The sequence below is a fragment of the Variovorax sp. 01N429 genome, from assembly GCF_056399425.1.
In genome coordinates this window covers 85,844-108,872 of record NZ_JBFTRG010000013.1, presented here as the reverse complement: position 1 = coordinate 108,872, position 23,029 = coordinate 85,844, and the positions used below count along the sequence as shown (strand labels likewise).

At 63.3% G+C, this 23,029-nt stretch carries 23 protein-coding genes; 16 read left to right on the top strand and 7 right to left on the bottom strand.

Annotation, left to right across the window (positions count from 1 at the left end; all coding sequences use genetic code 11):
* Positions 1-2 precede the first annotated feature (2 nt).
* From AC1DSF_RS21925 to araD, 3 genes are read left to right on the top strand one after another with little or no spacing between them, the layout of a single operon-like run.
* Positions 3-803 carry a shikimate dehydrogenase family protein gene (locus AC1DSF_RS21925; protein ID WP_478183419.1) on the top strand — a complete coding sequence of 267 codons (801 nt, stop codon included), beginning with the start codon at positions 3-5 and terminating at the stop codon, positions 801-803.
* 19 nt (positions 804-822) lie between these two features.
* On the top strand, positions 823-1,632 hold the full coding sequence (locus AC1DSF_RS21920) for an HpcH/HpaI aldolase family protein (RefSeq protein ID WP_478127734.1): 810 nt from the start codon (positions 823-825) through the stop codon (positions 1,630-1,632).
* Between the two features lie 24 nt (positions 1,633-1,656).
* Positions 1,657-3,420, top strand: a complete 1,764-nt coding sequence (araD, locus tag AC1DSF_RS21915) for an L-arabinonate dehydratase (RefSeq protein WP_478143433.1) — start codon at positions 1,657-1,659, stop codon at positions 3,418-3,420.
* A gap of 48 nt (positions 3,421-3,468) precedes the next feature.
* Here the strand turns inward: araD and AC1DSF_RS21910 are convergent, their stop codons facing one another.
* Positions 3,469-4,638, bottom strand: coding sequence for a mandelate racemase/muconate lactonizing enzyme family protein (locus AC1DSF_RS21910; protein WP_478183418.1), 1,170 nt, complete (start codon positions 4,636-4,638; stop codon positions 3,469-3,471).
* A gap of 241 nt (positions 4,639-4,879) precedes the next feature.
* Here AC1DSF_RS21910 and AC1DSF_RS21905 point away from each other — a divergent pair, with 241 nt between their 5' ends.
* From AC1DSF_RS21905 to AC1DSF_RS21885, 5 genes are all read left to right on the top strand, one after another.
* The gene (locus AC1DSF_RS21905) at positions 4,880-5,281 is read left to right on the top strand and encodes a hypothetical protein (RefSeq protein ID WP_478183417.1); all 402 of its coding nucleotides are present in this window, start codon (positions 4,880-4,882) and stop codon (positions 5,279-5,281) included.
* Between the two features lie 593 nt (positions 5,282-5,874).
* Positions 5,875-6,522: a hypothetical protein gene (locus tag AC1DSF_RS21900; protein WP_478127730.1), complete on the top strand. Its 648-nt coding sequence runs from the start codon at positions 5,875-5,877 to the stop codon at positions 6,520-6,522.
* A gap of 90 nt (positions 6,523-6,612) precedes the next feature.
* On the top strand, positions 6,613-8,427 hold the full coding sequence (locus AC1DSF_RS21895) for an L-lactate permease (protein WP_478127729.1): 1,815 nt from the start codon (positions 6,613-6,615) through the stop codon (positions 8,425-8,427).
* Between the two features lie 230 nt (positions 8,428-8,657).
* Positions 8,658-9,254, top strand: a complete 597-nt coding sequence (locus AC1DSF_RS21890; RefSeq protein ID WP_478127728.1) for an OmpA family protein — start codon at positions 8,658-8,660, stop codon at positions 9,252-9,254.
* A 173-nt stretch (positions 9,255-9,427) separates the two neighbouring features.
* On the top strand, positions 9,428-10,585 hold the full coding sequence (locus AC1DSF_RS21885; protein WP_478127727.1) for a serine hydrolase domain-containing protein: 1,158 nt from the start codon (positions 9,428-9,430) through the stop codon (positions 10,583-10,585).
* A gap of 744 nt (positions 10,586-11,329) precedes the next feature.
* On the opposite strand, the gene AC1DSF_RS21880 is transcribed toward AC1DSF_RS21885, so the two are convergent.
* Both AC1DSF_RS21880 and AC1DSF_RS21875 read right to left on the bottom strand, forming a co-directional pair.
* Positions 11,330-11,734, bottom strand: coding sequence for a hypothetical protein (locus AC1DSF_RS21880; RefSeq protein WP_478183416.1), 405 nt, complete (start codon positions 11,732-11,734; stop codon positions 11,330-11,332).
* Positions 11,731-12,159 carry a hypothetical protein gene (locus AC1DSF_RS21875; protein ID WP_478127725.1) on the bottom strand — a complete coding sequence of 143 codons (429 nt, stop codon included), beginning with the start codon at positions 12,157-12,159 and terminating at the stop codon, positions 11,731-11,733. Before AC1DSF_RS21875 ends, AC1DSF_RS21880 begins: the two co-directional genes overlap by 4 nt.
* Before the next feature lie 177 nt (positions 12,160-12,336).
* Here AC1DSF_RS21875 and AC1DSF_RS21870 point away from each other — a divergent pair, with 177 nt between their 5' ends.
* Positions 12,337-13,491: a helix-turn-helix transcriptional regulator gene (locus tag AC1DSF_RS21870; protein ID WP_478127724.1), complete on the top strand. Its 1,155-nt coding sequence runs from the start codon at positions 12,337-12,339 to the stop codon at positions 13,489-13,491.
* Positions 13,492-13,524: 33 nt separating this feature from the next.
* Here the strand turns inward: AC1DSF_RS21870 and AC1DSF_RS21865 are convergent, their stop codons facing one another.
* The 4 genes from AC1DSF_RS21865 to AC1DSF_RS21850 form a co-directional block, all read right to left on the bottom strand.
* Positions 13,525-14,331, bottom strand: a complete 807-nt coding sequence (locus AC1DSF_RS21865) for a hypothetical protein (protein WP_478127723.1) — start codon at positions 14,329-14,331, stop codon at positions 13,525-13,527.
* Between the two features lie 131 nt (positions 14,332-14,462).
* Entirely contained in the window at positions 14,463-14,924 is a 462-nt protein-coding gene (locus AC1DSF_RS21860; RefSeq protein ID WP_478127722.1) for a DUF2917 domain-containing protein, read from the bottom strand.
* 85 nt (positions 14,925-15,009) lie between these two features.
* Positions 15,010-15,210 carry a hypothetical protein gene (locus AC1DSF_RS21855; RefSeq protein WP_478127721.1) on the bottom strand — a complete coding sequence of 67 codons (201 nt, stop codon included), beginning with the start codon at positions 15,208-15,210 and terminating at the stop codon, positions 15,010-15,012.
* Between the two features lie 664 nt (positions 15,211-15,874).
* Positions 15,875-16,588: a GntR family transcriptional regulator gene (locus tag AC1DSF_RS21850; protein ID WP_478127720.1), complete on the bottom strand. Its 714-nt coding sequence runs from the start codon at positions 16,586-16,588 to the stop codon at positions 15,875-15,877.
* Between the two features lie 148 nt (positions 16,589-16,736).
* On the opposite strand from AC1DSF_RS21850, the gene AC1DSF_RS21845 reads away from it, so the two are divergent.
* Genes AC1DSF_RS21845 through AC1DSF_RS21815 form a run of 7 tightly spaced genes read left to right on the top strand, consistent with a single transcriptional unit; the run spans position 16,737 to position 23,018 of the window.
* Positions 16,737-17,585: an SDR family NAD(P)-dependent oxidoreductase gene (locus AC1DSF_RS21845; protein ID WP_478183415.1), complete on the top strand. Its 849-nt coding sequence runs from the start codon at positions 16,737-16,739 to the stop codon at positions 17,583-17,585.
* A gap of 43 nt (positions 17,586-17,628) precedes the next feature.
* The gene (locus AC1DSF_RS21840) at positions 17,629-18,837 is read left to right on the top strand and encodes an ABC transporter substrate-binding protein (RefSeq protein ID WP_478127718.1); all 1,209 of its coding nucleotides are present in this window, start codon (positions 17,629-17,631) and stop codon (positions 18,835-18,837) included.
* 51 nt (positions 18,838-18,888) lie between these two features.
* Positions 18,889-19,791 carry a branched-chain amino acid ABC transporter permease gene (locus tag AC1DSF_RS21835; protein WP_478127717.1) on the top strand — a complete coding sequence of 301 codons (903 nt, stop codon included), beginning with the start codon at positions 18,889-18,891 and terminating at the stop codon, positions 19,789-19,791.
* Positions 19,788-20,744: a branched-chain amino acid ABC transporter permease gene (locus tag AC1DSF_RS21830; RefSeq protein ID WP_478127716.1), complete on the top strand. Its 957-nt coding sequence runs from the start codon at positions 19,788-19,790 to the stop codon at positions 20,742-20,744. The genes AC1DSF_RS21835 and AC1DSF_RS21830 overlap by 4 nt, the downstream gene beginning before the upstream one ends.
* A complete protein-coding gene (locus tag AC1DSF_RS21825; protein WP_478127715.1) occupies positions 20,741-21,508 on the top strand; it encodes an ABC transporter ATP-binding protein in 768 nt (255 codons plus the stop codon). Before AC1DSF_RS21830 ends, AC1DSF_RS21825 begins: the two co-directional genes overlap by 4 nt.
* A complete protein-coding gene (locus AC1DSF_RS21820; RefSeq protein WP_478127714.1) occupies positions 21,501-22,232 on the top strand; it encodes an ABC transporter ATP-binding protein in 732 nt (243 codons plus the stop codon). The genes AC1DSF_RS21825 and AC1DSF_RS21820 overlap by 8 nt, the downstream gene beginning before the upstream one ends.
* 33 nt (positions 22,233-22,265) lie before the next feature.
* Positions 22,266-23,018, top strand: a complete 753-nt coding sequence (locus AC1DSF_RS21815; RefSeq protein ID WP_478127713.1) for an SDR family NAD(P)-dependent oxidoreductase — start codon at positions 22,266-22,268, stop codon at positions 23,016-23,018.
* Positions 23,019-23,029: the final 11 nt, after the last annotated feature.

Genomic DNA, 23,029 nt, shown 5'->3' with positions numbered 1-23,029 from the left:
CCATGGTTCCCGCATCGCTCAGCGGCGCGACGCGCCTCGTTCCGATCCTTGCGCATCCGGTCGACCATGTGCGCGCACCGCGCATCTACAACCCGGCCTTTGCGGCGGCGGGGCTCGATTGGTGCCTCGTGCCGATGGGCGTGCATCCGGATGACTTCGCAGCCACGGTGGCGCAACTTGCGCGCGTCGGCAATCTCCAGGGGCTCAATCTCACGATTCCGCACAAAGCCGCAGCGCATGCATTGTGCGTACGGCACGGGCCGGAGGCCCGGCGCACGGGCGTGGTCAACACCATGCGGATCGACGCCGACGGCCAATGGTCGGGCGAGAGTTTCGACGGCGTCGGCTTCGTCGAGGCCGCGCGTGCCAACGGCATCCTGTGGACGGATCGGCCCGTGGTGCTGGTCGGCGCGGGCGGTGCCGGCACGGCCATTGCGTTTGCATTGGCGGCAGCCGGTGTGCGAGAACTTCATGTGATCAATCGAGAGCCCGAGCGCGCGGAGCATCTCGCTTCCGAAGTGCGCAAGCCCTTTCCGGATGTCCGCATCGACACACGTGCCGAGAGCCTGAGCAGCGCGGGCCTTGCAATCAACGCGACCTCTCTGGGCCTGCATGCGGGCGACCCGATGCCGTTCGACCCGACGCTGCTGCCCGCGGATGCGGCGCTGTTCGACATCATCGCCGCCCGCGACACCGAACTCATGGCCGCATGCAGTGCGCGCGGGCTGCAAGTCGTCGGCGGCAAGACCATGATCGATCACCAGGTCGCCGCGCAGATCGCCTTCTGGCGCGGCAGCCAATGAACAACCCGAATTGAAGTCCATGCCCACACGCAACGCATTCAAGCACGCCCTTGCGGCGAACATCCCTCAGATCGGCATCTGGTCGACGCTGCCGGACCCCTACATCTCCGAACTGCTCGCGGGTGCCGGCTTCGATTGGATCCTGCTGGACGCCGAACACACGCCCGGCGATCCGACGACCATGCTGCGGCAGTTGCAGGCAGTGCAGGCCGAGCGCGACCGGCCGACTTCGGCGGTCGTGCGGCCGCCGTGGAATGACCCGGTCCTGATCAAGCAATACCTCGACATCGGCGCGCAGACGCTGCTGCTTCCTTTCGTGCAGAACCGCGCCGAAGCCGAGGCGGCAGTGGCTGCAACGCGCTATCCGCCCAGCGGCATCCGCGGCATGGGCGGCACGGTACGCGCGTCGAAGTTCGGCCGCGACGCGGGCTACGTCGCCAACGCCGCGAACGAGCTTTGCGTGCTGGTGCAGGTCGAGACGGCCGAAGCGCTCGAGCATCTGGAAGACATTGCGAATGTCGATGGTGTCGATGGCGTGTTCATCGGCCCGGGCGACCTGTCGGCGAGCATGGGTGTCGCGGGGCAGGTCAACCACCCGACTGTGCGCGCAGCCATCGACAAGGCCATCGCGCGCATCCTGGCGTGCGGAAAGGCGCCGGGTATTCTCATGAACGACGAGCCGCGCGCGCAGGAGTTGCTTAATTTAGGCGCACTGTTCGTGGCCGTCGCCAACGACCAGGTGCTGCTTCGCAAGAGCGCCGACGACGTGGCGGCGCGATTCAAGCAGCGCAGCGCACCGAATGCCGCGCCAGCGCCCGCAACCTACTGAAGCAACCCCCAGAGAACACAACGCATGTCGACCGAAGCCACCCGCGCGAAGACCCTCCAGGACCTGCGCAGCCAACGCTGGTTCGCGAGCGACGATATTCGCGGATTCGCACACCGCCAGCGCATGCAGCAGCAAGGGCTCGCGCGCGAGGAGTTCATGGGGCGGCCGGTCATCGGCATCATCAACACCTGGAGCGAACTCTCGCCATGCCATGCGCACTTGCGCGAGCGTGCCGAGGCCGTCAAGCGCGGCGTGTTGCAGGCCGGCGGCTATCCGCTCGAACTGCCGGCCTTGAGCCTGGGCGAAGTGATGGTCAAGCCGACCACGATGATCTATCGCAACCTGCTTGCCATCGAGTGCGAAGAGCTGCTGCGCAGCTTGCCGATCGATGGCGCGGTGCTCATGGGCGGCTGCGACAAGACCACGCCGGGGCTCATCATGGGTGCGCTGTCGATGGATATCCCCGCCATTTTCCTGCCCGCCGGGCCGATGATGAACGACCGCTACAAGGGCCAGGCGGTGGGTGCGGGCACCCATACCAAGAAGTTCTGGGCTGAATACACCATCGGCAACGTTGGCAAAGAAGAGTGGGTGAACCTGGAAGCGCGCATGACGCGCACGCCGGGCACCTGCAACACCATGGGCACGGCCAGCACCATGACGGCCATCGCCGAAGCCTTGGGCCTGACCTTGCCGGGTGCAATGAGCATCCCGGCCGTCGATTCGGAGCACAGCCGCATGTCGTGGCGCTGCGGCGAGCGCATCGTCGCTATGGTGTGGGAAGACCTCAAGCCTTCGCGCATCGTGAGCAAGGCTTCGTTCCTCAATGCAGTGGCGGCCTACATGGCACTGGGCGGGTCGACCAACGCCGCGGTGCATCTGCCGGCGATGGCGGGGCGCGCGGGCATCCACCTGGGCATCGACGAACTCGACGCCATCGCGCGGCGCGTTCCGGTCATTGCCAACCTCTATCCGTCGGGCGAAAAGCTGATGGAAGACTTTCATTACGCAGGCGGTCTGCCCGCGGTGCTCAACAAGATCGCGGCGCATCTCGATCTTTCGGCGCGCACCGTCACCGGCCGCACGCTCGGGGAAGACATCGCCGGTTGGCCTTCGAACGACGATGGAACCATCCTCGATCCGGCAATGCCCCTCAAGCAGGGCACGCCCGAGTGCCCCGAAGCCGGCATCACACTTGCCGTGCTTCGTGGCAACCTGTGCCCCGATGGCGCGGTCATCAAGCCTTCTGCCGCGACGCCCGAGTTGCTGCGGCACACGGGTCGCGCGCTGGTGTTCGACTCCAACGCCGAGATGCTGGCGGCGATGGCCGACGAGAACATCGACGCCGATGCGTCGACCGTGCTCGTGCTGCGCAATGGCGGTCCGGTGGGCGGCCCAGGCATGCCCGAGTGGGGCAACCTGCCGATCCCGAAGAAGCTGCTTCGCGAAGGCGTGCGCGACATGGTGCGAATCTCGGATTCGCGCATGAGCGGTACGCACTACGGCACTTGCGTGCTGCATGTGTCGCCCGAGTCCGCGATCGGCGGGCCGCTGGCTTTGCTGAAGACCGGCGACATGGTGCGTCTGGACATCGGTGCCCGCAGCCTCGACATGCTGGTGTCCGATGAAGAATTGGCCGAGCGGCGCATGCAATGGAAGCCGCCCGCGCCAGCCTATGTGCGCGGCTACACGAAGATCTTCCAGCACGAGGTGACGCAGGCGCACCTGGGTTGCGACTTCCTGAGTCTCGAAGGCAACGCACCGACGCCGGAGCCTCCGATCTATTGATGGCCCGGCAGCCGTCCCATTCTCAAACCCGACTCAAACCCGACGACCCTACAAACCGACGAGCGGCAGTTCGACCAAGAAGCCCCTGCATGCCCCGAGGTCCGGCACGACGCCCAGCCCGGGTTCGTTCGACAGTTGCACCCAGCCGTCGTTGACCGTGAAGTTGGGGACCGCGAGCAGTTCCCGCAGCGGGTTCGGATTCGAATCGACTTCGACATAGCCTGGCCCGCCGACAGCAGTCTTCAGATGCATCGACGCGACAAGCCCGATGCCGCCGCCCAGCCAGTGCGGGCAGTACCACTTCTCGGCGGCGAGAGTGAGCTTCGCCACTTCGAGGCAGCCGCTGAAGCCGCCCCATTTGCCCAGATCGGGCTGGATGATCGCCATGCCTTCGGCCGCGATGAATTCGCGGAACTGCGCGAAGCCGGCGAGGTTCTCGCCGCCCGCCAGGGTGAGCGACTGGCGCTCGGCCAGCTCTTTCCAGCGATGGGCGGGCTGGTCGGCACGCAGCGGCTCTTCGAGCCACAGCAGGTCGAAATCTTCCATGCGCTCGCCGGCCTTGCACGCTTCGTCGAAATCCCACGCCTGATTGGCATCGACCATCAGCGTCGCATCGTCGCCCAGCGCGTCCCGCAGCGTGCGCAGGTTGGCGAGATCGCGCTCGGCGCCAAATCCGACCTTGAGCTTGAATGCCCGATAGCCTTCTTCGCGCTTCTGCAGAGCGAGCAATTCGGGATCGGTGGGATTGAGGCCGGAGGCATAGACCTGCACCGGCTGGGGCTCGACGCCGCCGAGCACCTGCCACAGCGGTCTGCCCTTGCGGCGTGCGTAGAGGTCCCACAGCGCGGTGTCGACGCCCGCGACGATCTGGTTGAGCGTGCCGTGTTCGCCGGTCTGCAATGCCAGTACGGCGAAGCGGCGCGTCAGTTCGTCGAAGCATTCGCGCGGATGCGACCACGCGCGGCCCATCACTGCCGGGCGGCAATACGCGAGCGCCATGCGCGCCCGATGCTCCGCGCCCACGGTCGGAAAGTTGCACCAGATCTCACCCCAGCCCTCGGCGCCCTCGGTGTCGGTCAGGCGCACCAGCACCGCGGGACGATCGCGCATCACTCCAAAAGAGGTCTGCACCGGCGGGTCGGCTGGTGCCCGGAACACGAAAACGTCGAAACGCTCGATGGTGAAGGTGGAGGTGCTGTCCGCTGCGGTCGAAGTCATGTGCGGATTGTCTCTCGCAGTACAACTGCCCGCCATTGGCAGTGACGCTAAGCCATCACGCCGGCCCCGCCTGTCGTGCGACACAGTAGTTCCATGTAACGCGTGAAGCCTGCTGCTCGCAGGATGACCAGCTTGGCCCGTTGTTACCGCGACGCATGCTCTGGTATCGGCCACGCGCAACCGAAACTGCCGCGCGGCGGGGGAGGGCTTGAAAGGCCGTCCCCCCGGGAGGCAACCAGGAGTGCAGCGCCGCAGGCGCGCAGAGGCGTCAGCAACGGAGCCCGAGAAGGTCGTCTACCTCTTTCGGTCCGCGAAGAAGGTAAACCGGTTGGTCAAGGAGAGCGACATTCTCTACATTGGTCAAACGGGTACAACTTTCCAGCGTCGTTATGAACAGTGGGCTGGGAAGCACGCCACCATCAAACGCAACGCCCACGCGATCGAACTGTATGGACCCATTCGCCTCTCCGTTTGTAATGACTACTCAGTCTTCGGAAAAACGTTGCTCGAGGCAGAAAATCAACTGCTCTGGTGGTACTACGAAAACCATTTTGAATATCCGCCGTTTAACTACACAAGGGCAAAAGATCCGAAGAAGAAACTCTCTGCCGAGCTCACCGCTCCGGCCGCGTTTGTTCCGTAGGACGTTTCATGCGCGACCCCGCTCGAATCCCTGAAATGCTCGAATTGCTTGGCGAGCTCTGGAAACGCTTTCCGGATCAGCGTCTTGGGCAGCTTGTTTCCAACGCGGCTCGGACTCAATATCCCGCCATCGATGATGTCGGTCGCAGACAGAGAGGGCGGCTCGTTTGAACGCTTGTTCGCACTGCTGATGGCAGAGCGACTCGACATCGACGAGCCATTTGCACCTCGGGTCGGCGGGCAGAATGCGCCAGAACCGGTCATTGAACCGCGCCGTCCAGTTGAGGACCGGCAACCGAAGTTCGCAGCTTGGCCGCCACGCAACTCCGCGTAGGTAGCGCCCGGCCGGGCATGCTTCCCTTTCAATCTGCAGGCCATGATCGCCGGAATTGCGAATCGGAAAATGCACCACTGACGTGATGGGAGAGGGCCGCCGGCTGGCGCCGTCAGTCACTGGTCAGCTTCGAACCGGCGCCGTCGGAACACGCGCGCGACGAATTGATGGCGTTCAGAAAAAAGTAGCATTTTGATAGATTGCCTATCTATACTGAAAGTCTCGCCCCTCTGGACAATCAGAACAATTCGAGGCCCAGCGTGTCATCCGTCGACCTCCCTTTCGAGGAGCAGTTGTTGGTGTTCACGGCGTGCCTGGCACAGCGGGGTCTTTCGGCGGCGCTCGAACTTCTGAACGATCGAACGCAGTTCCGGTACACGGCCATGCATGCGATCGTCAATCGCAGGCTGCGTCCCGTCTGCGTGTTTGATCGTGTCAGGGAAAACCGTGCCTATTTGCGAAGTGCCTATGTCCTTGAAGCCATTGGCGTGCTTGCGGCTGTCCACGGCGAATTCATCACGGTGGATTGCCGCAAGGACGGTCGCCTGAGGGCGCTCGACGGGCCCATCGTGGCGTACTGTGGATTGGCCGTGGGCTTGTTGGCCGGGAGTACGCGGGCTAGTTTTTATCGAGGGAGCGGTAGCACTACTTGGAGGACCCTGGCGATGACCAACTCTGCAGTGCATCGGTTCGAGTACGACGGCTGGAATGTCTTGGTTGAGCTCAACGGTTCGACTCTTGACGGGGTCATCTCGGGGCACGCGGATCTTCGGTGGAAGGGCGATCACAAATGCCGGATCGCCCTGAGCGGGGAGCACGAGGACGGTGGGAGCGCAATCGCATCGCTTTCCGGCCGCTCACGCGCTTTCATTGACCTGGCGCACGAAACGCCTCAACGGCGGTTCTGACTTTGTCGATATCTAGGGCCTCGTCGGCGCCTGTTCCGACGTCCGAAGCTCAAATACCTTCACGGAGCGCCTGAGAGAAGAGGGGAAGCCATGTTCCAGCAGACCTATGACCCATTGGGAAATGCGTTCCTTTCCACAGTCGTAGCGGCCGTCCCGATCCTGACGCTGCTCTACTTCATTGCCTTGCACCGCCACCGCGATGCGCAGGGCAATGTGCACCTGGGCATCTCCGCGCCCTACGCGGCATTTTTTGGCGTCATCGCCGCGTTCCTTGTGTCCTGCCTGGTCTTCAGGATGCCGGTCACGTCGGCCGTATCGGCCTTCGCGCTCGGCTCCCTCTCGGGGTTCCTGGGAATCATCTGGATCGTTCTGGCCGCGATGTTCCTGTACACGATGAGCGTCGTTGCCGGCCAATTTGAAATCGTGAAGGAATCGATCGTCCACATCTCGTTCGACCGGCGGCTGCAGTGCGTGCTGATCGCCTTCTCGTTCGGCGCGATCATCGAGGGCACCTCCGGATTTGGGACGCCGGTAGCAATCGCCGGCGCCGTGATGGTGGGCCTGGGCTTCAAGCCGTTCCAGTCCGCCGTGCTGAACCTGCTCGCCAATACCGCGCCGGTCGCATGGGGCGCGATCGGCACGCCGATCATCACGCTGGCGGCCGTGAGTGGCCTCGATCAGCTCACACTGTCCTCGATGGCGGGCCACCAGCTGCCATTCGTCTCGGTCCTGGTGCCCTTCTGGCTGGTCGCGACGTTCGTGAAGATGGAAGGCGGGACCTGGAGGGAAGTCTTCGAAGTCTGGCCGGCGACGTTGTGCGCCGGCGGATCGTTCGCGCTGATGCAGTTCTACGCATCCGGGACCAACGCGCTGCACCTGATGACCGACGTGGTGTCGGGCGTGTTCTCGGTGATCTGCACAGCGCTGTTCCTGCGCTTCGTCTGGCACCCGAAGACGCGCTTCCTGCTCAGATCCGAGCGCGAGGCGCTGGCCCAGGCCGGCAAGAACATCGCGACTGCGACGACGGACAGCACCGAATGGAAATACAAGTACACGGCCGCCGAAACCGCCTATGCGTGGCTGCCGTGGGTGATCCTGATCGCCTGTTGCGCGCTGTGGGGCATACCGGAGTTCAAGACGTTCCTCAATAACCTGTTCTCCGGGATCACATTCACCACGACGCTGCTCGGCTCGACGTTCGGCGGTACCCTGTCGCTGCCCGTCTGGGACATGCCCTCGCTGCACAATCTGGTCCAGCGGATGCCGCCGGTGGCGCCGGTCAACGCGAAGCCCGAAGCAGCGCGATTCACGATCAATTGGCTGTCCGCCGCAGGCACGGGCGTTTTCGTGGCGGCACTCCTTTCCGGGCTCGTCCTCAAGCTGAATGCAACCCAGTGGAAGGACGCCTTCCTGCAGACCATGCACCGGATGAAGATCCCGGTGCTGGTCATCGCCCAGGTGCTGGGCCTCGGCTTCTTGACCCGCTACTCAGGCACCGACGCGGTCCTCGGCCTCGCGTTCACCGGCGCCGGATTCTTCTACCCATTCTTTGCCGCGTACCTGGGCTGGCTCGGTGTCTTCCTGACGGGCTCTGACACGGCGTCCAACGCGCTGTTCGGCAGCTTGCAGCGCATCACCGCGCAGCAACTCAACCTCAATCCGATCCTGATCGTGGCCACGAACTCGACCGGCGGCGTGATGGGCAAGATGATCGACGCTCAATCCATCATGGTGGCGTGCGCCGCCTGCTATGACGACCCGAAGGAGCGGTCGTACGCGCTGGGCCCGATCTTCCGGACTGTGCTCTGGCATTCGATTGCCGGGGCCGCGGTGATCGGGGTGATCGCCATGTTGCAGGCGTATGTCTTCCCAGGGATGATTCCGATACCGCCTCTCGGCAAATGAGGCATGAAGCGCTGTTGTGCCAAGAAAGACTCAAACACCGCCTCCGAGGCACACCCCGAATGACCGTCATGGCCCTGGCCAGATAAAGTCGGCCAACTGCCTTAGCCGGCCAGGAGCAGACCTTCGTCGTCGGCTCACAACGAAGCCATCGTGAGCGTGTGCGCACTGACCGACCGGCGGTCAACAATCCGCAACCAATCGCGGACCTTCCCATCTACGGCTCAGCGCGAATGAAATTAACCTGCCTGCCTAGGTTTCACCGGGATTACGACGTGTCAGCCGAAAGCCGTCCATGCTCGACAAAGTGTGTGCCCATACCGTCGACAACGGGCCGGGCCATGGTGCTCAATGCGCCGCGCCGACAAGGCGGCCGATGGGCCGCAATTGCCATCTTTCTTGCAGCACACCACTTGACGTGCGCATCAATGTCAACCTACGCGGACAGCACACTTCAACTCGATTTCGAACGGCACGCAGTTGCTCTGGATGCTGAGTCTCGAAGCCGACTCGCGGCCGCCGTCGACCTGGCCCGTTCCTGGTGCGGCTTTGAGTTTGCCTTTGTCACCGGTCATGCGGACCCATCCGAAGGAGACTCTTCCCGAGCGCGGCTTGAGCTCTCAGAAGCTCGCGCTGCTTATGTGCGGCAGCTACTGCGCCAACTTGGGGTTCCAGAAGGTCGCGCTGTTAGCGAGGCCAAGGGGGCGACTCAACCATATTTCCCGTGGGCAGGACGCGTGGAGGTCTATCTCAAGGCGGAAGGCCCTGACCGCAAAGACCGTTACCGAAATGGCAAGGACGAGTGCCGCGATGGCTGGTCACGGAGTTGAGCGTGCGCAGCTATCCGTGGCCCATCCGCAGCGCGTTGCCTGTCGCAGAATGCTTTGTAGTTCAAGCGAGGCCCGCATTGCCACTGCCTTCTGACGGCCAGAAGCAGTCACTCAGCGCTGAGGCAGAATCCGGCCCAATAGCCGACATTCGTGAACGCATCCAGGGAACGACCTTGAGACGACGCAGGTTCACCTCGCTCCTCGGAGGCACGGTACTGGGGCCACTCGCCGGGTCCGCCGCCTCCATATCGGGTTGCGCAACGCAGCAGACCCGCGACGACGGCTGGGCGGTGCCGGCCGCCGATGGCGACAGGCTGGTCGATAGCGGTGCCTTGCGGACGATGACGGACCAGCTCGTGGGATCGGGCGCCAACATCCATTCCGTCCTCGTCGTTCATCGCGGTAGCCTGGTGTTCGAGCGCTACTTCGCGGGCAAGGACGAAGTCCCGCTCAGCTTTTTTGGCACCCGAGTCGCGAACGTCGCTTTCGACGCCTACACGCTCCACGCGCAGAAATCAGTCTCGAAGAGCGTCGCGTCGCTGGCCGTCGGCATCGCGATCGACCGGGGCCTGATACACGGCGTCGACGAGCCGATCCTCGGTTTCTTTCCAGAGTTGGCAGACATGCGCACGCCGGAGAGGGATAGCCTCCTCCTGCGCCATGCGCTCGGCATGACGATGGGTCTCCAATGGATCGAAGCGACACCGGCGACCGGCACCGCCAACGACGAGATGCGCATGTACCTTTCGGGTGATGCCTGCCGCTACGTGCTCAGCCGCCCGGCCGTCGCCCCGCCCGGGCAGCAGTTCTTCTACAGCACCGGGGCGCTGGCCCTCGTCTCGGCGATCATGCACAAGGCGACCGGGCAGCCACTCGATGAATTCGCACGGGCGACCCTCCTTGCACCACTCGGCATCGCGGGCGAGCAGTGGGACCGCTTCGGCCGCGACACCGACGCCGGCGGCGGGCTGCGCCTGCGCCCGCGCGACATGGCCCGGATCGGGCAGCTCGTCCTCGATGGCGGGCGGTGGAATGGTCGCCAGATCGTGTCCAAAGCGTGGATCGATGGTTCGACCGCGCCCCTGGTTCAAGCGACGGATGACCAGGGCTATGGCTATCTGTGGTGGACTGGCCGCTCGGCAGCGCATGGGCGCACCGTAGGTTGGATCGGTGCGCTCGGCCGGGGTGGCCAGGCGATCCGCATCGTCCCCGAACTCGATTTGGTAGTCGTCGTCACGGCGGGCTACTACCAAGACTACAGCCCGCGGGCCTTCCGTACGCAATACAGCGTGTTCGCGGACGTCTTGAAGGCGACATCCTTTCCTGCCTGAGCTGGGGTTGGGGATCGCACAACAACGTTCACGAGTGACTGGCACAGAGCGGGCAACTTCCGCTTGTGGCTCAGGCGAACGTCTGTTCAGGGCCCATTGCGGGCTTACAGCGGACGTCGAACCTGACCGGAAGCCGTCGTTGAATGTCAGATCCCAACGGCCAAAAACTTTGAAAAAGCGGGCCGCACAACTTTGAAAGGGGCGCTCACAACCTGTTGATTTTCCTGGGTAACCAAGTGCGACAACCTTGGAGGACTCAATGAGTTCGTTCAAAGTTAGGCCGGATTTCCATCAAATTTAAGGCCTAACTTTGACGACGGCGCGCGCAAGTTGTTGATTCGGCTCCACCGAGTTCCTCGAGCATGGCCCCGAAGTCACCAAAAAGAGCAGGGCGGGCAGGGCAGAGCAGGGCGCCTCGGTCAGGCACGGGGCAGCACTGATCACTCGCTAGACCACAATGGGCAGACAGCCGCCTCCGGCCCAGGACCGGCCATTCCAGGATGAAGCCCAAATGTTCACTTGAATAGGCACTTCAAAGTAGCGATGGCTTTGAGGTTCAAAGCATCGACCGGCTAGCGCGAAGGCTCGCAGGTTGTGAAGGTCTACGTCGAACACGAAGGCGACGGGATGATGGGGATCGAGAAGGAGGCTTTCAGCCGCTGGGACAGACGAGTCCCGGTTGTTGCCAGAAAAATGCTGAGCTTGGTCCAGCCCGCGGCCCGCTGATTTCTTCATGCGCGGCGACTAGCCCTTGTCCGCTGAGCACTTGTCGAGAGTGATCGTCGTGAAGCCGCTTGGCAAGGCGTTGAAGTCGACGACCTTGGCGGTCACATGGCGTCCAGTCCGAAATTCGCGGTCCTCGTCGCGGCATCCGAAGCTGATCTCATGCGCCTCGTCGACGTAGTAGCCGGCGGTCGTACCGAACCGCCTGAGATCGAGCACCACCCGGTGTCCGAGCAGGTCGGCCAGCTGATCCGGCTCGTAAGCGATCGAGTGGACCGTATCCATCACGTTGTCGTAGGTCATCGGGTCCTCATTCGGCAGCGAGCACGCCTTGATTCCCGTTGTCAACACCGACACCAGAAGTGCCCTGGGCGGAAGCGCCGCCAAGCGCTTAGACAGCGGGATGCGGCGCAGGGGCGCGATCATTCCCCCAAAGCACAGATCCGGTGCCAACGAATGACGCGCTGCCCGCAGTATTGCGCGATAACGCGCGCAGCCAACTCCGCCTCGCCGGAGTTGTCCCACCGCCGATCGACCCAAACCATGGCCTCGTAGAGGTCATCCGAGTTGCCAGTCAGGTCGTACCTGTCCAGCAAGGCGCCGGCGAGTTTGCGGTTGGAGCGCTCGTCTCCGCTCGCCGCTTCGTTGCGCAGGGAATCGAATCTCGAGGGGTCTGCGGGAGTGGATGCGGCGGTCCCTCTCGCCGGCGCAGGCTTCATTGCCGCCTGGACATGCCCGGCGGGACTGTTCCAGATGAACGCCAGAGGAATGCAGGCGATCAGCGTCACGTAAAAGCGCACGGACGCTGTCTTTGCGCCTGCGTACAGCCATCGGACAGTGCGGTCGAACATCGGTGACACCTTCCTTCGGGACAATCCGGTGCGCGAGACTAGGCGTTTGCCCTCGACGCGGCGTCATCTGAAGAGATGATGAAAGGGCTTGCCATCTCTGGCGGACATCGCCTTGTGCTGATACCGTCCAGGCTCTTTCACACGATAAAGCGGCCTTCTCATGGACAGGAATTCGAAGTGATCGGCCTGGAGGGCATCCCCGCTCAACAACTTTCCGACCTGATCGGCGCGATCTACGACTGCGCGCTTGACCCTGAGCGCTGGCCGGCCACCTGCCGAAGCATCGCGGACCTCTGCGCAAGCACGGCGGGCGGAATCTGCGTTCATGATCTAAAGCAGGTGCAGAACGACCAGTTGTTCGTGTTCGGATACCAGCCTGAATTCCTGGAGAAGCTGGGCAGCCAGTTCTCTGAAAGCCCGATGGCGGTCGCAGACATCGTCTCGAATGTCGGCGATGTCAGCGCCCTCTCGACCGAGTCCCAACAATTGCTTGAAAGCCGGTTCTATCGCGACGTGCTGGAGCCGTTCGGACTGGTGGACATGATCTGGTTTCCGGCGCTGCGAACCGGCGGCCGCATGGCCTCCCTGCATGCCTCGCGTAGCGAGAAGGGGCCGCACTACCAGCAGCATGACGTGCGGCTGTTCAAGCTTCTATCTCCGCATGTGTGCCGGGCGCTCGCGATCTCCGATGTGCTCGACATCCGAGCCCTGAGGTCGGAGATGCTCGAGAAGACACTGGACGGACTTGCCACCGGTGTCTTCCTCACAGCCCGTGATGGTCACGTCGTCTACATGAATGCTGCAGCCGAACGTCACGTCAGGGCCGGCCATTCGATTCGCCTCGTCCACAACCGGCTTTTTGCCGTCGACCCCGCAGCCCGGGCGGCACTCGCGAGGAACATCGACGCAGCGACGCGCGACGACGCCGGGCCACCCTGGAGCGAACACTCCGTGGCAATTCCGGATGGTGTCGGAGGCGGCTACGTTGCGACCTTGCTGCCGATCGAGAGCGGTCAGCGCGGCGGCATCCTTGCACCCTTCGCCGCCTCGGTCGCCGTGTTCATGCAGGACCCCGTCCAGGCATCACTCATGCCGGGCGAGGCCTTTGCCAGGCTGCACGGGCTGACCGGCGGCGAGCTGCGCGTGTTGCTGGCGCTTTCGCAAGGGCTGGGCGGGATCGAGTCGGCAGAGATGCTTGGCATCAGCGAGCCGACCATTCGCACCCACCTGCAGCGCATCTTCTCCAAGACCGGAACGTCAAAGCAGGCCGAGCTGCTGAGTCTCCTGCATCGCTCGACGCCACCAATTCGAGCGGACACCCAGGTGCATTGAAGCAGGCGATGCACCGATTCGTCCGGCGGCGCATCAAGGCGGTGGCGCGTCGATATTGAATAGCCAGGTGTCCAGGAGTGCTGTGCCGTCGTTGGGGTTCACATGTAGCGCCCGGCCTTTTCCGGTCCGCGGATTGAGCGTGTAGACCCACAGCACCGATCTGCTTCTTGCCGTCGCGAACACCGATTCGCCGTCCAACGCAGCCAACTCGAGTTGGCTGCCGAGGCCTGAGCAGCTCACGCCTACACCGACAGCGAATCCGCAGTCGGGCTGCTCGCGGCCACCGAGCAGCATCAGCGTCGTCGCGGGCTGCTCGGCCGACCAGCGAGTCACTTGATCGAGCCGGCCTCGTATGCAGACCTGGTCGGCGCCATTCATGACGCCAGCGAGCCCTTGACGCGGAAACTCATATTTCCGCACCAGCACGATGCCCTTCTTCGTCGATGGGTTGACCATCAGCACGAGCCAGGCCGCATCCGCGTAGTTGCGCTTCAGACTCGCATACAGCCGTTGCCGAGCCTGGGCGACGAATTGCTCCTCACCGCCGGAATCGATGACGCCGTTGGCAACCGCCTGTTCGGCGAACGTCCCGGCGTCGAGCGAGACCTCAACCATCCGCTCGAGCTCCTTCCGGACACGCGACGCGCCTGCGCTGCGCGTCGCGATCCGGTTGGAGGATCTGTCCTCGTTGGCAATCTCGTTCGCATAGAGAAAGCGGGCGTAGCCGGCTTCCGAGCTTTCCTTGACGACCTGCTTGAGCGGGCGGCACTCGCCATCGGCTCGGGCCGGACCGACAATCACGACGCCGGCCAGCAACAGGGCTGCCCCCAACCAGTTCATGTCTCGCTCCGCGCCGCACGCCTCGTTTCAGTCCCCGAACGGCGTTGGCTCCGGGTCGGACGCGGCGAACGCAATGCAGACAAACATCCCGCGCGAGTTGCGCTGATTGACTTCATGGCGATCTCCCAGAGCTACAGTCGAACGGGTTGTGGCCGGTGCTCGCGCTGCCCGACTTCACCGCGTTGGCCTTGATGGCGGCCGCGGTGGTTTGCATTCATGGGTGCGAAGAGCCGGCGCAGGCGCTCAATCAGCTTCGGCTCGATGGCGACCGACGGCTCAAGCATCACCAGCGTCAACGGGGTGTATTGGCATGCGTTCACCAGCGTCCGGCCGCTGCGAGTGATGCAGAACGACTCGCCGGCGCTCAGACTGACGTCTTCGCTGCCACCATCTTGAGTGACCCACACCAGTCCGCGCATGACCCGCAGATTCATGCCGCGCACGTTGTCGAGGCAGATCATTCCTCCACGCGGCACCGTGATGTTCGGCGGTTCCGTGCAGTCGATGAGATCCAGGTTGGCAAGCATGGTCGATTCCTTCGTGGCGGACAGGTGGTTCAGCGAGACTTGCCATCGGACGGTGCGCTCTTCCATAGGGGCTCCTCGCGCAGACTGAGCTGCTGCATGAGATTAGGTGTGTCGCGTGGCCGACGCGTCATCGGAAGCGATGACGCGTCAGTCAATGTCCGCTTGGGATCTCGCGACCGGCCATCACGGCAAGACGCGCGACCGACGGGAGTTGGCCGGGACTGCCTGTTCGCCAAACTCGCCGATAGCAGGCCTTGGCCAACCGGGCGATCACGCCGAAGGTCGCCTCCCAGGCACGGCCGACGAACTGGTGCTCGCGGTCCAGAAGCCGTCGTTCAAGACGAGCACTCAACCGGTATTCACGGCTTGAGAAGCGGAAGTCGCCTTCAGCGCAACGCCCAGCGCCATCTCCGCGGCCTGACACATGGCCTCGGGGTCATTGAGGACCAAGCGCGGACGTGTCTCGGCCAGGCCCTCGTGCGCATCGCCATTGCGAAGGGTCCAGTTTCGGGCCTTCGTGACGGGCACCAGTGTCAGTGTGGACGGCGGCTATTCGGCCTGATCATCGTGGCAGTCCGAACTTCTTCGAACCGGTGCTTGAACTTGCAGCCGTCAATTCCTGGGGCACGTTCGTGAAGTCGGCCAAATGTGTGGAGGTCGACACGAGCAACGACGCAGTCGCTACGTTGATTCCGACGAGGCCTTGGGCTCCGCAGTCGTTGCCGCACTCGCGGTGTCAGCGTAGGAGGTTCGGGGCGCTGTCTTGGGCATTGCGTCGTGTGGCACAGTTCGGCGATGTGCGGTCGTTGAAGGCGAGGCGCTGAGAGGCAACTTTGAGACTGATCGCGGTTGTTCCGACCTTGTCATCAAATGTCGGCGAGCCCGCGGCCGGACCCGGGTGAACCGAACTGCGTGCCGCGAAGTTCGAAACTTGGAATCGCTCAATCTGCAACTCCTACCTGCCTTTAGGCTGTTGATACCGGAAAGTCTTTGCTCGTGATCGCCGCGGATGATTTTCAAGCTTCACTGCGCCTGGGTGGCTTCGCTCCGGGTGCATCGGCGCCTTGGCTCAGCAATTTCTCATAGTTGCGCCGCAGGATCAGCCCGGCGTAGTAAACATGCTCGCGCATCAACTGCTCGGCACGAACCGAATCACGAGCCATGATCGCCTCAACGATGCGATGGTGATCAACATGAGAACGCAGGATGATCGCATGGTCATCCCAGAGAATGATCCGATCCGAGGCGAACGGAATGTTTTGCGCTTGCTCTGCGAAGCGGGTGACCCAAGGATTGCCGGCCGCCTCAACTAACGTATCGTGGATGGTCACATTCATTTGTTGATAGGGCTCATGGTCTTCCGGACGAAGTTCGCCGCACGCCAAGATGCGATCGCCGTCCGCCAGAGCGCTGAGTAATCGCTTCGATTGCTCATCGTTCAAGCCGTGACTGGCTGCGTTGCGGCAGGCTAGACCCTCCAGTACGGCTCGAACGTCGTACGCGGCCGCGATCTCCTCCATGTCGAAGCCCCGAACCTGATAGCCGCGCTTAGGTTGGTGGTCGATCAAACCTTCGCCGGTCAACGTGCTTAGTGCACTCCGTACCGGCGTTCGCGACACACCCAACTTCTCCGCCAATGGAATTTCTTCCAGGCGCTCTCCTGCGTGCATCTGTCCCTGAAGGATCCAGTTGCGAAGAGTTTCAGTCACGTCTTGCGCCAACGTTCTCATGTTCGTGTCTCCTGTGCCGTGTAACAAGTATACATAGTGGACCTAAAATGACCAGTATCAGGGTATTCACCAAGTCTTTTTGCCATTCATGTATACATACTCGCTGCTCACGAGATAGCGGTCCATTTCAAGAAAGGCAGAGTGTGCAATGGCAAAGGCGCATCAAGAGGCAGGTGGTAGCTGGCTGGGTTTGACAAATCAGGTCTGCGTTGTCACGGGCGCCGGCGGCGGCATCGGCTCGGAACTGGCGTTGCAACTCCTGGGCGCAGGCGCCCGCGTGGCGTTGCTTGACCGGGATGCGCATCGACTAGCGGAGTTGGCCGCTGGCTTGGACGAATACACAGGCCGGGTCCTGACGATCACCTGCGATGTGACCAGTGCAGAAAATGTGCAGGCCGCTGCAACGCAGGTCGAGCGAGCTTGGGGGGCAGCCGCGCTGCTGGTCAACAACGCGGCTTCTCTGTACGCCGACGCGCTGATGGACATTGCGGTCGACAAGTGGAACCTGCTGCTCTCGGTCAACCTCACGGGCTACCTGGTGTGCGCGCAGGCCTTCGGCCGTCAGATGATCGCCGCTGGCGGCGGCTCGATGGTTCACATCGCCTCGATCTCCGCCACCATTCCCCAGCCTTACAGCGGCGCCTACAGCGTGAGCAAGGCAGGCGTGAAGATGCTGTCGCAACTGCTGGCTGTGGAGTTGGGCGAGCACGGCGTGCGCAGCAACGTCGTCAGCCCCGCCATGATCCGCACGCCGATGAGCGAAGGCATCTACCAAGACCCAGCTGTGCGCCGCCGCCGCCAACAGATCGTGCCAGCGGGCCGCATCAGCACGCCGTCGGACATCGTGGGTGCCATCCTGTTCCTGGCCAGCGATCGTGCCAGCTATATCAGCGGCCAGGAAATCCTCGTCGACGGCGGCCTGACACAAGCCTGGCTCAGCCTTATCCCTCGTCCCGGCTTCGAGAAGAGCGACGCGGCTGCCCAGCCAGTGTCCTGAACCGTTCCCCCCGTACCCACCCGCAATTCAAAAGGAGACTCCCTTGAAACCCGTCAAGTCCTTTCTCGTGGCCGTTACGGCCGCTCTGTCTACTCTATGCGCGCACGCGCAGAGCGATCCCGGTCTGACCGACAAAACTATCAAGCTCGGCTTGTTTGGCCCGCTGTCGGGCAACTCGATGGCCTACGGCTTCGACGTGATGAACGCGGCGAAGATGTACTACGACAAGATCAACAAGGAAGGCGGCATCCACGGACGCAAGATCGAGTTGGTGGTCGAAGACGACCGCTGCAACGCCAACGATCTTCTTGCTGCGGTGAAGAAGCTCACCGAGCAGGACAAGGTGTTCGCCCTCAACGGAGGCTCGTGCTCGGCCGCCGTGGTCGGCGCGCGTGAATACGTCGAGCGCTCGCAAATTCCGCTGGTGATGCTCAACGCCTCGGGCGACGGCGCGCTCTACCCGCCGTCCAAGTACATCTACGGGGCGTTCTCCATCTCGCAGCGCGCAGTCGGCGGCTCGATGGTGCAGTTCGCGGCCGAACACCTCAAGGCTAAGAAGATCGGCTACATCAACCACGACGATGCCTACGGCGGCTGGAACCTCGAAGCGGCCGAGTTTCAGGCTAAGAAGCTCGGCGTGGACCTGCAAGTGCAATCGGTGGCACCGAATCTGACCGACGTCACCGCACCAATGCTCAAGATCCGCGCGGCCAACCCCGACGTGCTTTTGATCACGACCTACGCCCGTCCTGTGAGTTTGCTGGTCAAGAAGGCTCAGGAGTTGGGCTGGAACAAGCCGATCGTCATCGCCGTCAACGGCACGGCCGACTTGAAGCAACTGGTCGAGAACGTGGGCAGCAAGGATGCATTCAAGAATGTGTACCTGCAGGAAGTCATGGCCGACGTGGCGGGGGGCCCCAAGCTCAAGTGGGTGTACGACATGTACAAGAGCTACTACCCCGAACTGGCCGCCAAACCTGGCTACCCCCAGACCTACATGCCCTACGGCATCCCTTCAGCGATGACCGTGGTCAACGCACTGAAGGCTGCAGGCCCACAGCTCACGCGTGAGAAGTTCCTCACCGCCCTGTCGCAGACCAAGTTTGACTCGACCGTGATGGCAGGCCCGATCGAGCTGACCCCCACAGACCACGCCGGCCAGAAGTCGGCCATCTACTTGAAGTTCGATGGCACCGACATGGCCGCAGTGCCCGGCGCCTACCGCAGCCTCTGGACGTACCAGCCCAAGTAACCAACGAGGACGAGAGGACGGCCCGCGAGAGCGAGCGCTCCCGGCAACGCTATGAACACTAGTGACATCTGGCTGTTTCTGCAGCAGGGCCTTCTTTCGGGGCTGGTGACCGGCAGCGTCTATGCGCTTCTGGCCATCGCCATCGTGGCCATCTTCAAAACCACCGACGTGCCGAATTTCGCGCAGGGCGAGATCTTCATGATCGCCGGCTATGTGGCGTTGTCCCTGCTGCTGATCGCCGGCTGGTCGTACGCCCTGGTGATTCCAGTCACCGTGGTCGCCGTGGCCGTAGGCGCGGCACTCTTTCAGCGCGTGGTGATGGAGCGCGTGACGCACTCCAAGGGCGTCGGGCCGCAGCTCGTGATCGCGACCTTGGGTCTGGCCTATACGCTCAAGGGGCTGGTGCGCCAGACGGGCCTGGGCGACACGCCGCGCTCGCTGCCGTCGCTCGTGTCCAACGACCCCGTGATCATCGGCGACGCCTTCCTCACGCGGCTGGACGTGGCGATCTTCGCCGCGTCGCTCGTCGCGATGGTCCTCATCTACCTGTTGTTCAGCCACACGCGCATCGGCAAGGCAATGCGCGCCGTGGGCATGAACCCGCGTGCGGCGCAGATCGTTGGCATCCGCCTGTCGCGCATCCGGATGATGGTGTGGGCCATGGCCGGCGTGATCTCCGCGCTCGCTGCCCTGCTCATCACGCCCAAGATCCTCATCACGCCCGACATAGCGCACATCGCGATCTTGGCCTACGCCGCTGCGATCGTCGGCGGCTTCACGAGCCTGCCCGGCGCCGTGCTGGGGGGGCTGATCATCGGCATCGTGGAGAACCTCGTGGGCCTGTTCATCTCGACCAACGCCATCGTGGTCGCGCCCTTCCTCGCGATCCTCGTCACGCTGATCCTGCGGCCGCAGGGCATCCTGGGCGGCAAGCCTCAAGTCAAGAAAGTATGAAAACCATGACCCGCGACCACTGGGCCCTGGTGGCCGCTGCCGTCCTTTTGCTGATCCTGCCGTTCACGGTGTCGGGCTACGTGCTGTACGTGGTCAACCTGCTGATGGTCTTCGTCGTGCTGGCCTTGGGCATGCACGTGGTGATCGGTGAGTCAGGGCAGTTCGCCCTCGCACACGCTGCCTTCTTCGGCATCGGCATCTACACGGCCGGCATCATTAACACGGCCTGGCACCCGCCCTTCTTCATCTCGATCATTGCGGGGGGCTTCCTGTCGGCGGTGCTGGGCTACCTCATCGGCTACCTCGCACTACGCATGCGCGACATCTACCTGGCCCTGGCCACCTTCGCCTTCGGCGAGGCGATGCAATGGGGCTTCCTGAGCTGGGAAAAGGTCACTGGCGGCTCCAACGGCATGAAGATGGACCCGGCCGAACTCTTTGGCTACAAGCTCACCAACGACTTGCAGGCATACCCCTTCGTGATCGTGCTGACCGGCCTGATGCTGTGGCTCACGGTGGCCCTGGCGCGTTCGCAGTACGGCTCGTCCATGCGGGCCGTGCGCGAGAGCGACGTGGCGGCCATGGCCATGGGCATCAATGTCAAGGCCACGAAGCAAAGTGCCTTCGCGATCTCGGCGGCGTTCGCCGGCATCGCGGGCGGCATGTACACGCTGTTCACGTCCTTCATCCACCCCGAAAGCCTCGGCTTCCAGACCACCATTCTCGTGCTCACGATGGTCGTGGTGGGCGGCATAGGCTCGGTACGAGGCGCTGTGGCAGGCGCCATCGCCTTCGGCCTCATTTCGGAGTTGCTGCGCCAGCTCATGTCGGTGCAGGAAATCATCTACGGCGTGATCCTCATGGGCTTCATGATGTTCAAGCCGAAGGGACTGTTCGCCGACCGCAACCGCCGAGCGGCGCGCGAAGTGCTGCACAAGGAGATGCAGGCATGAACGATGCACGTCCCTTCCTGGAGGTCTCCGGCATCACAGTGCGCTTCGGCGGACTGGTGGCCGTCAACAGCCTCTCGTTCGAGGTCGCGCGTGGTTCCATCCACGCGCTCATCGGACCCAACGGCGCCGGTAAGTCCACCACCTTCAACTGCATCTCGCGCTACTACCAGCCGACCGCCGGCCGCATTGTGGTCGACGGTGAGGACGTGACGCACCATGCGCCCACACGCATGGCCGGCATGGGCATCGCGCGCACCTTCCAGAACCTGGAGCTCTTCGGCGACCTCAGCGTGTACGAGAACGTACTCCTGGGCTGCCATTCGCACAGCGCCAACACGCTGGGTCGCCTGATGCGCCGCCCGAGCGGCGAGATCCGCGATCTGGTCGACAGCCTCATCGAGCGCGTAGGCCTGACCCACGACCGAGAAACTCGTGCCAAGGAGCTGGACTTCGGCCACCAGAAGTTGCTGGAGATCGCCCGCGCCCTGGCCCTCAAGCCGCGCCTGCTGCTGCTCGACGAGCCAGCCGCGGGCCTTCGCAACCGAGACATCGAAAACCTCGATCGTCTGCTGACCGAGTTGGCTGAGAAGGACGGCATCACGGTGTTGCTGGTCGAGCACGTGATGCAGCTGGTGATGTCGATCTCCGACCGCATCACCGTCATGTCCTTCGGCCAGAAGATCGCCGAGGGAACCCCGAAGGAGATCAGTGAGAACCCCATGGTGATTGAAGCCTATCTGGGCAAGGGAGCCGCGCATGCCTGAACAGACGAAAAGCCCCTTGCTCGAAGTGCGCGGCATCAGCGCGTCGTACGGCGCGATCCAGGCGCTGTCGGATGTAAGCCTGTCCGTGCCGGAGGGCGCCATCGTTGCGCTGCTGGGCAGCAACGGCGCGGGCAAGAGCAGCACGCTGAACGCGATCTCGCACCTCATCAACCCCACGGCCGGTGAGGTGCGTTTCGCGGGCGAGACCATCCACCGCCTGCCCTCCGACGAGATCGTTCGCCGCGGCCTGGTACAGGTGCCTGAAGGCCGTGAGGTCTTCAAGGAGATGAGCGTGCGGGAGAACCTGGAACTTGGTGCCTTCCTGCGGCGTGACCGCGCCGCGATGGCCGAAGACCTGGACAAGGTCTACATCATGTTCCCGCGTCTGAAGGAGCGCTCAGAGCAGCGTGCCGCCACACTGTCCGGGGGCGAGCAGCAGATGCTGGCCATCGGCCGCGCGCTGATGTCGCGCCCGCGGCTGATCATGTTCGATGAGCCGTCGATGGGGCTCTCGCCCTTGCTGGTCGAGCAGATTTTCGAGGCGATCCAGCGCCTGAACCGCGAACAGGGTCTGACGATCCTGCTGGTGGAGCAGGACGTACGTCTGGCGCTCACGGTGGCCAGCCACGCCTACATCCTGGAAAACGGCGAACTCACGCTGCAGGGCGCATCGGCCCGACTCATGAACGACCCGGCCGTTCGCCGGGCCTACCTCGGCGTCTAGAAGGCGCCCCATTTCCTAGTCAGGAGTATTCGAATGGATCTGTTGAAGGACAAGCTCGCGCTGGTGACCGGCGCAGGCGGCGGGCTGGGTTCCGCCATCTCGCTGGGTTTCTCGAGAGAAGGCGCACGCGTGGTCGTGGCCGATGTGGATGCGGAGCGCGCCGAAGCCACTGTGGCGAAGATCACCGCCGCAGGCGGCGAGGCCTGGAGCGTTGCGCTGGACGTGTGCGATCGCGCCGCGGTGCAGGCCTGCGCGGCTGAGCTCGAAGGCCGACTGGGACCGATCGACATCCTCATCAACAACGCCGGCATCTCGGGCCGCGCCCGCATCGACGATCCGCAGGCGACCGAGGTCTGGGACCGCCTGATCGAGGTCAACCTGCAGGGCCTGTTCAATGTCACGCACGCTTTCGTGCCGGCGTTGAAGAAGACCCGCGGCTGCATCGTCAACCTGTCGTCGATCGTGGCCTTCGTGAGCGGCATCTCGTCGGCAGGCTATGTGGCATCAAAGGGGGCCGTGCGCTCGCTCACCCAGGTGCTGGCCCGCGACCTCGCGGCCTTCGGGGTGCGTACCAATGCCATCGCGCCCGGCCTGATGTTGACCGAAATGGTCGCCCCTCAACTGGCCGTGGCCGGCGGCACCGATTGGTACATGAAGCGCGCACCGATGGCGCGTGGCGGCGAGGTCGAGGAGATCGTCGGGCCCGTGGTCTTTCTCTGCTCGCCCATGGCGAGCTATGTGAATGGTGTCGTGCTGCCGGTCGATGGCGGCTTCCTCTCGGCCTGATTGGAGCTTCG

Excerpts from the sequence above, each read along its gene's own strand:
- AC1DSF_RS21925 (WP_478183419.1), top strand. The coding sequence starts at position 3 with ATGGTTCCCGCATCGCTCAGCGGCGCGACGCGCCTCGTTCCGATCCTT.
- AC1DSF_RS21920 (WP_478127734.1), top strand. The coding sequence starts at position 823 with ATGCCCACACGCAACGCATTCAAGCACGCCCTTGCGGCGAACATCCCT.
- araD (WP_478143433.1), top strand. The coding sequence starts at position 1,657 with ATGTCGACCGAAGCCACCCGCGCGAAGACCCTCCAGGACCTGCGCAGC.
- AC1DSF_RS21910 (WP_478183418.1), bottom strand. The coding sequence starts at position 4,638 with ATGACTTCGACCGCAGCGGACAGCACCTCCACCTTCACCATCGAGCGT.
- AC1DSF_RS21895 (WP_478127729.1), top strand. The coding sequence starts at position 6,613 with ATGTTCCAGCAGACCTATGACCCATTGGGAAATGCGTTCCTTTCCACA.
- AC1DSF_RS21890 (WP_478127728.1), top strand. The coding sequence starts at position 8,658 with ATGAAATTAACCTGCCTGCCTAGGTTTCACCGGGATTACGACGTGTCA.
- AC1DSF_RS21880 (WP_478183416.1), bottom strand. The coding sequence starts at position 11,734 with ATGATCGCGCCCCTGCGCCGCATCCCGCTGTCTAAGCGCTTGGCGGCG.
- AC1DSF_RS21875 (WP_478127725.1), bottom strand. The coding sequence starts at position 12,159 with ATGTTCGACCGCACTGTCCGATGGCTGTACGCAGGCGCAAAGACAGCG.
- AC1DSF_RS21865 (WP_478127723.1), bottom strand. The coding sequence starts at position 14,331 with ATGAACTGGTTGGGGGCAGCCCTGTTGCTGGCCGGCGTCGTGATTGTC.
- AC1DSF_RS21860 (WP_478127722.1), bottom strand. The coding sequence starts at position 14,924 with ATGGAAGAGCGCACCGTCCGATGGCAAGTCTCGCTGAACCACCTGTCC.
- AC1DSF_RS21850 (WP_478127720.1), bottom strand. The coding sequence starts at position 16,588 with ATGAGAACGTTGGCGCAAGACGTGACTGAAACTCTTCGCAACTGGATC.
- AC1DSF_RS21845 (WP_478183415.1), top strand. The coding sequence starts at position 16,737 with ATGGCAAAGGCGCATCAAGAGGCAGGTGGTAGCTGGCTGGGTTTGACA.
- AC1DSF_RS21835 (WP_478127717.1), top strand. The coding sequence starts at position 18,889 with ATGAACACTAGTGACATCTGGCTGTTTCTGCAGCAGGGCCTTCTTTCG.
- AC1DSF_RS21830 (WP_478127716.1), top strand. The coding sequence starts at position 19,788 with ATGAAAACCATGACCCGCGACCACTGGGCCCTGGTGGCCGCTGCCGTC.
- AC1DSF_RS21825 (WP_478127715.1), top strand. The coding sequence starts at position 20,741 with ATGAACGATGCACGTCCCTTCCTGGAGGTCTCCGGCATCACAGTGCGC.
- AC1DSF_RS21820 (WP_478127714.1), top strand. The coding sequence starts at position 21,501 with ATGCCTGAACAGACGAAAAGCCCCTTGCTCGAAGTGCGCGGCATCAGC.
- AC1DSF_RS21815 (WP_478127713.1), top strand. The coding sequence starts at position 22,266 with ATGGATCTGTTGAAGGACAAGCTCGCGCTGGTGACCGGCGCAGGCGGC.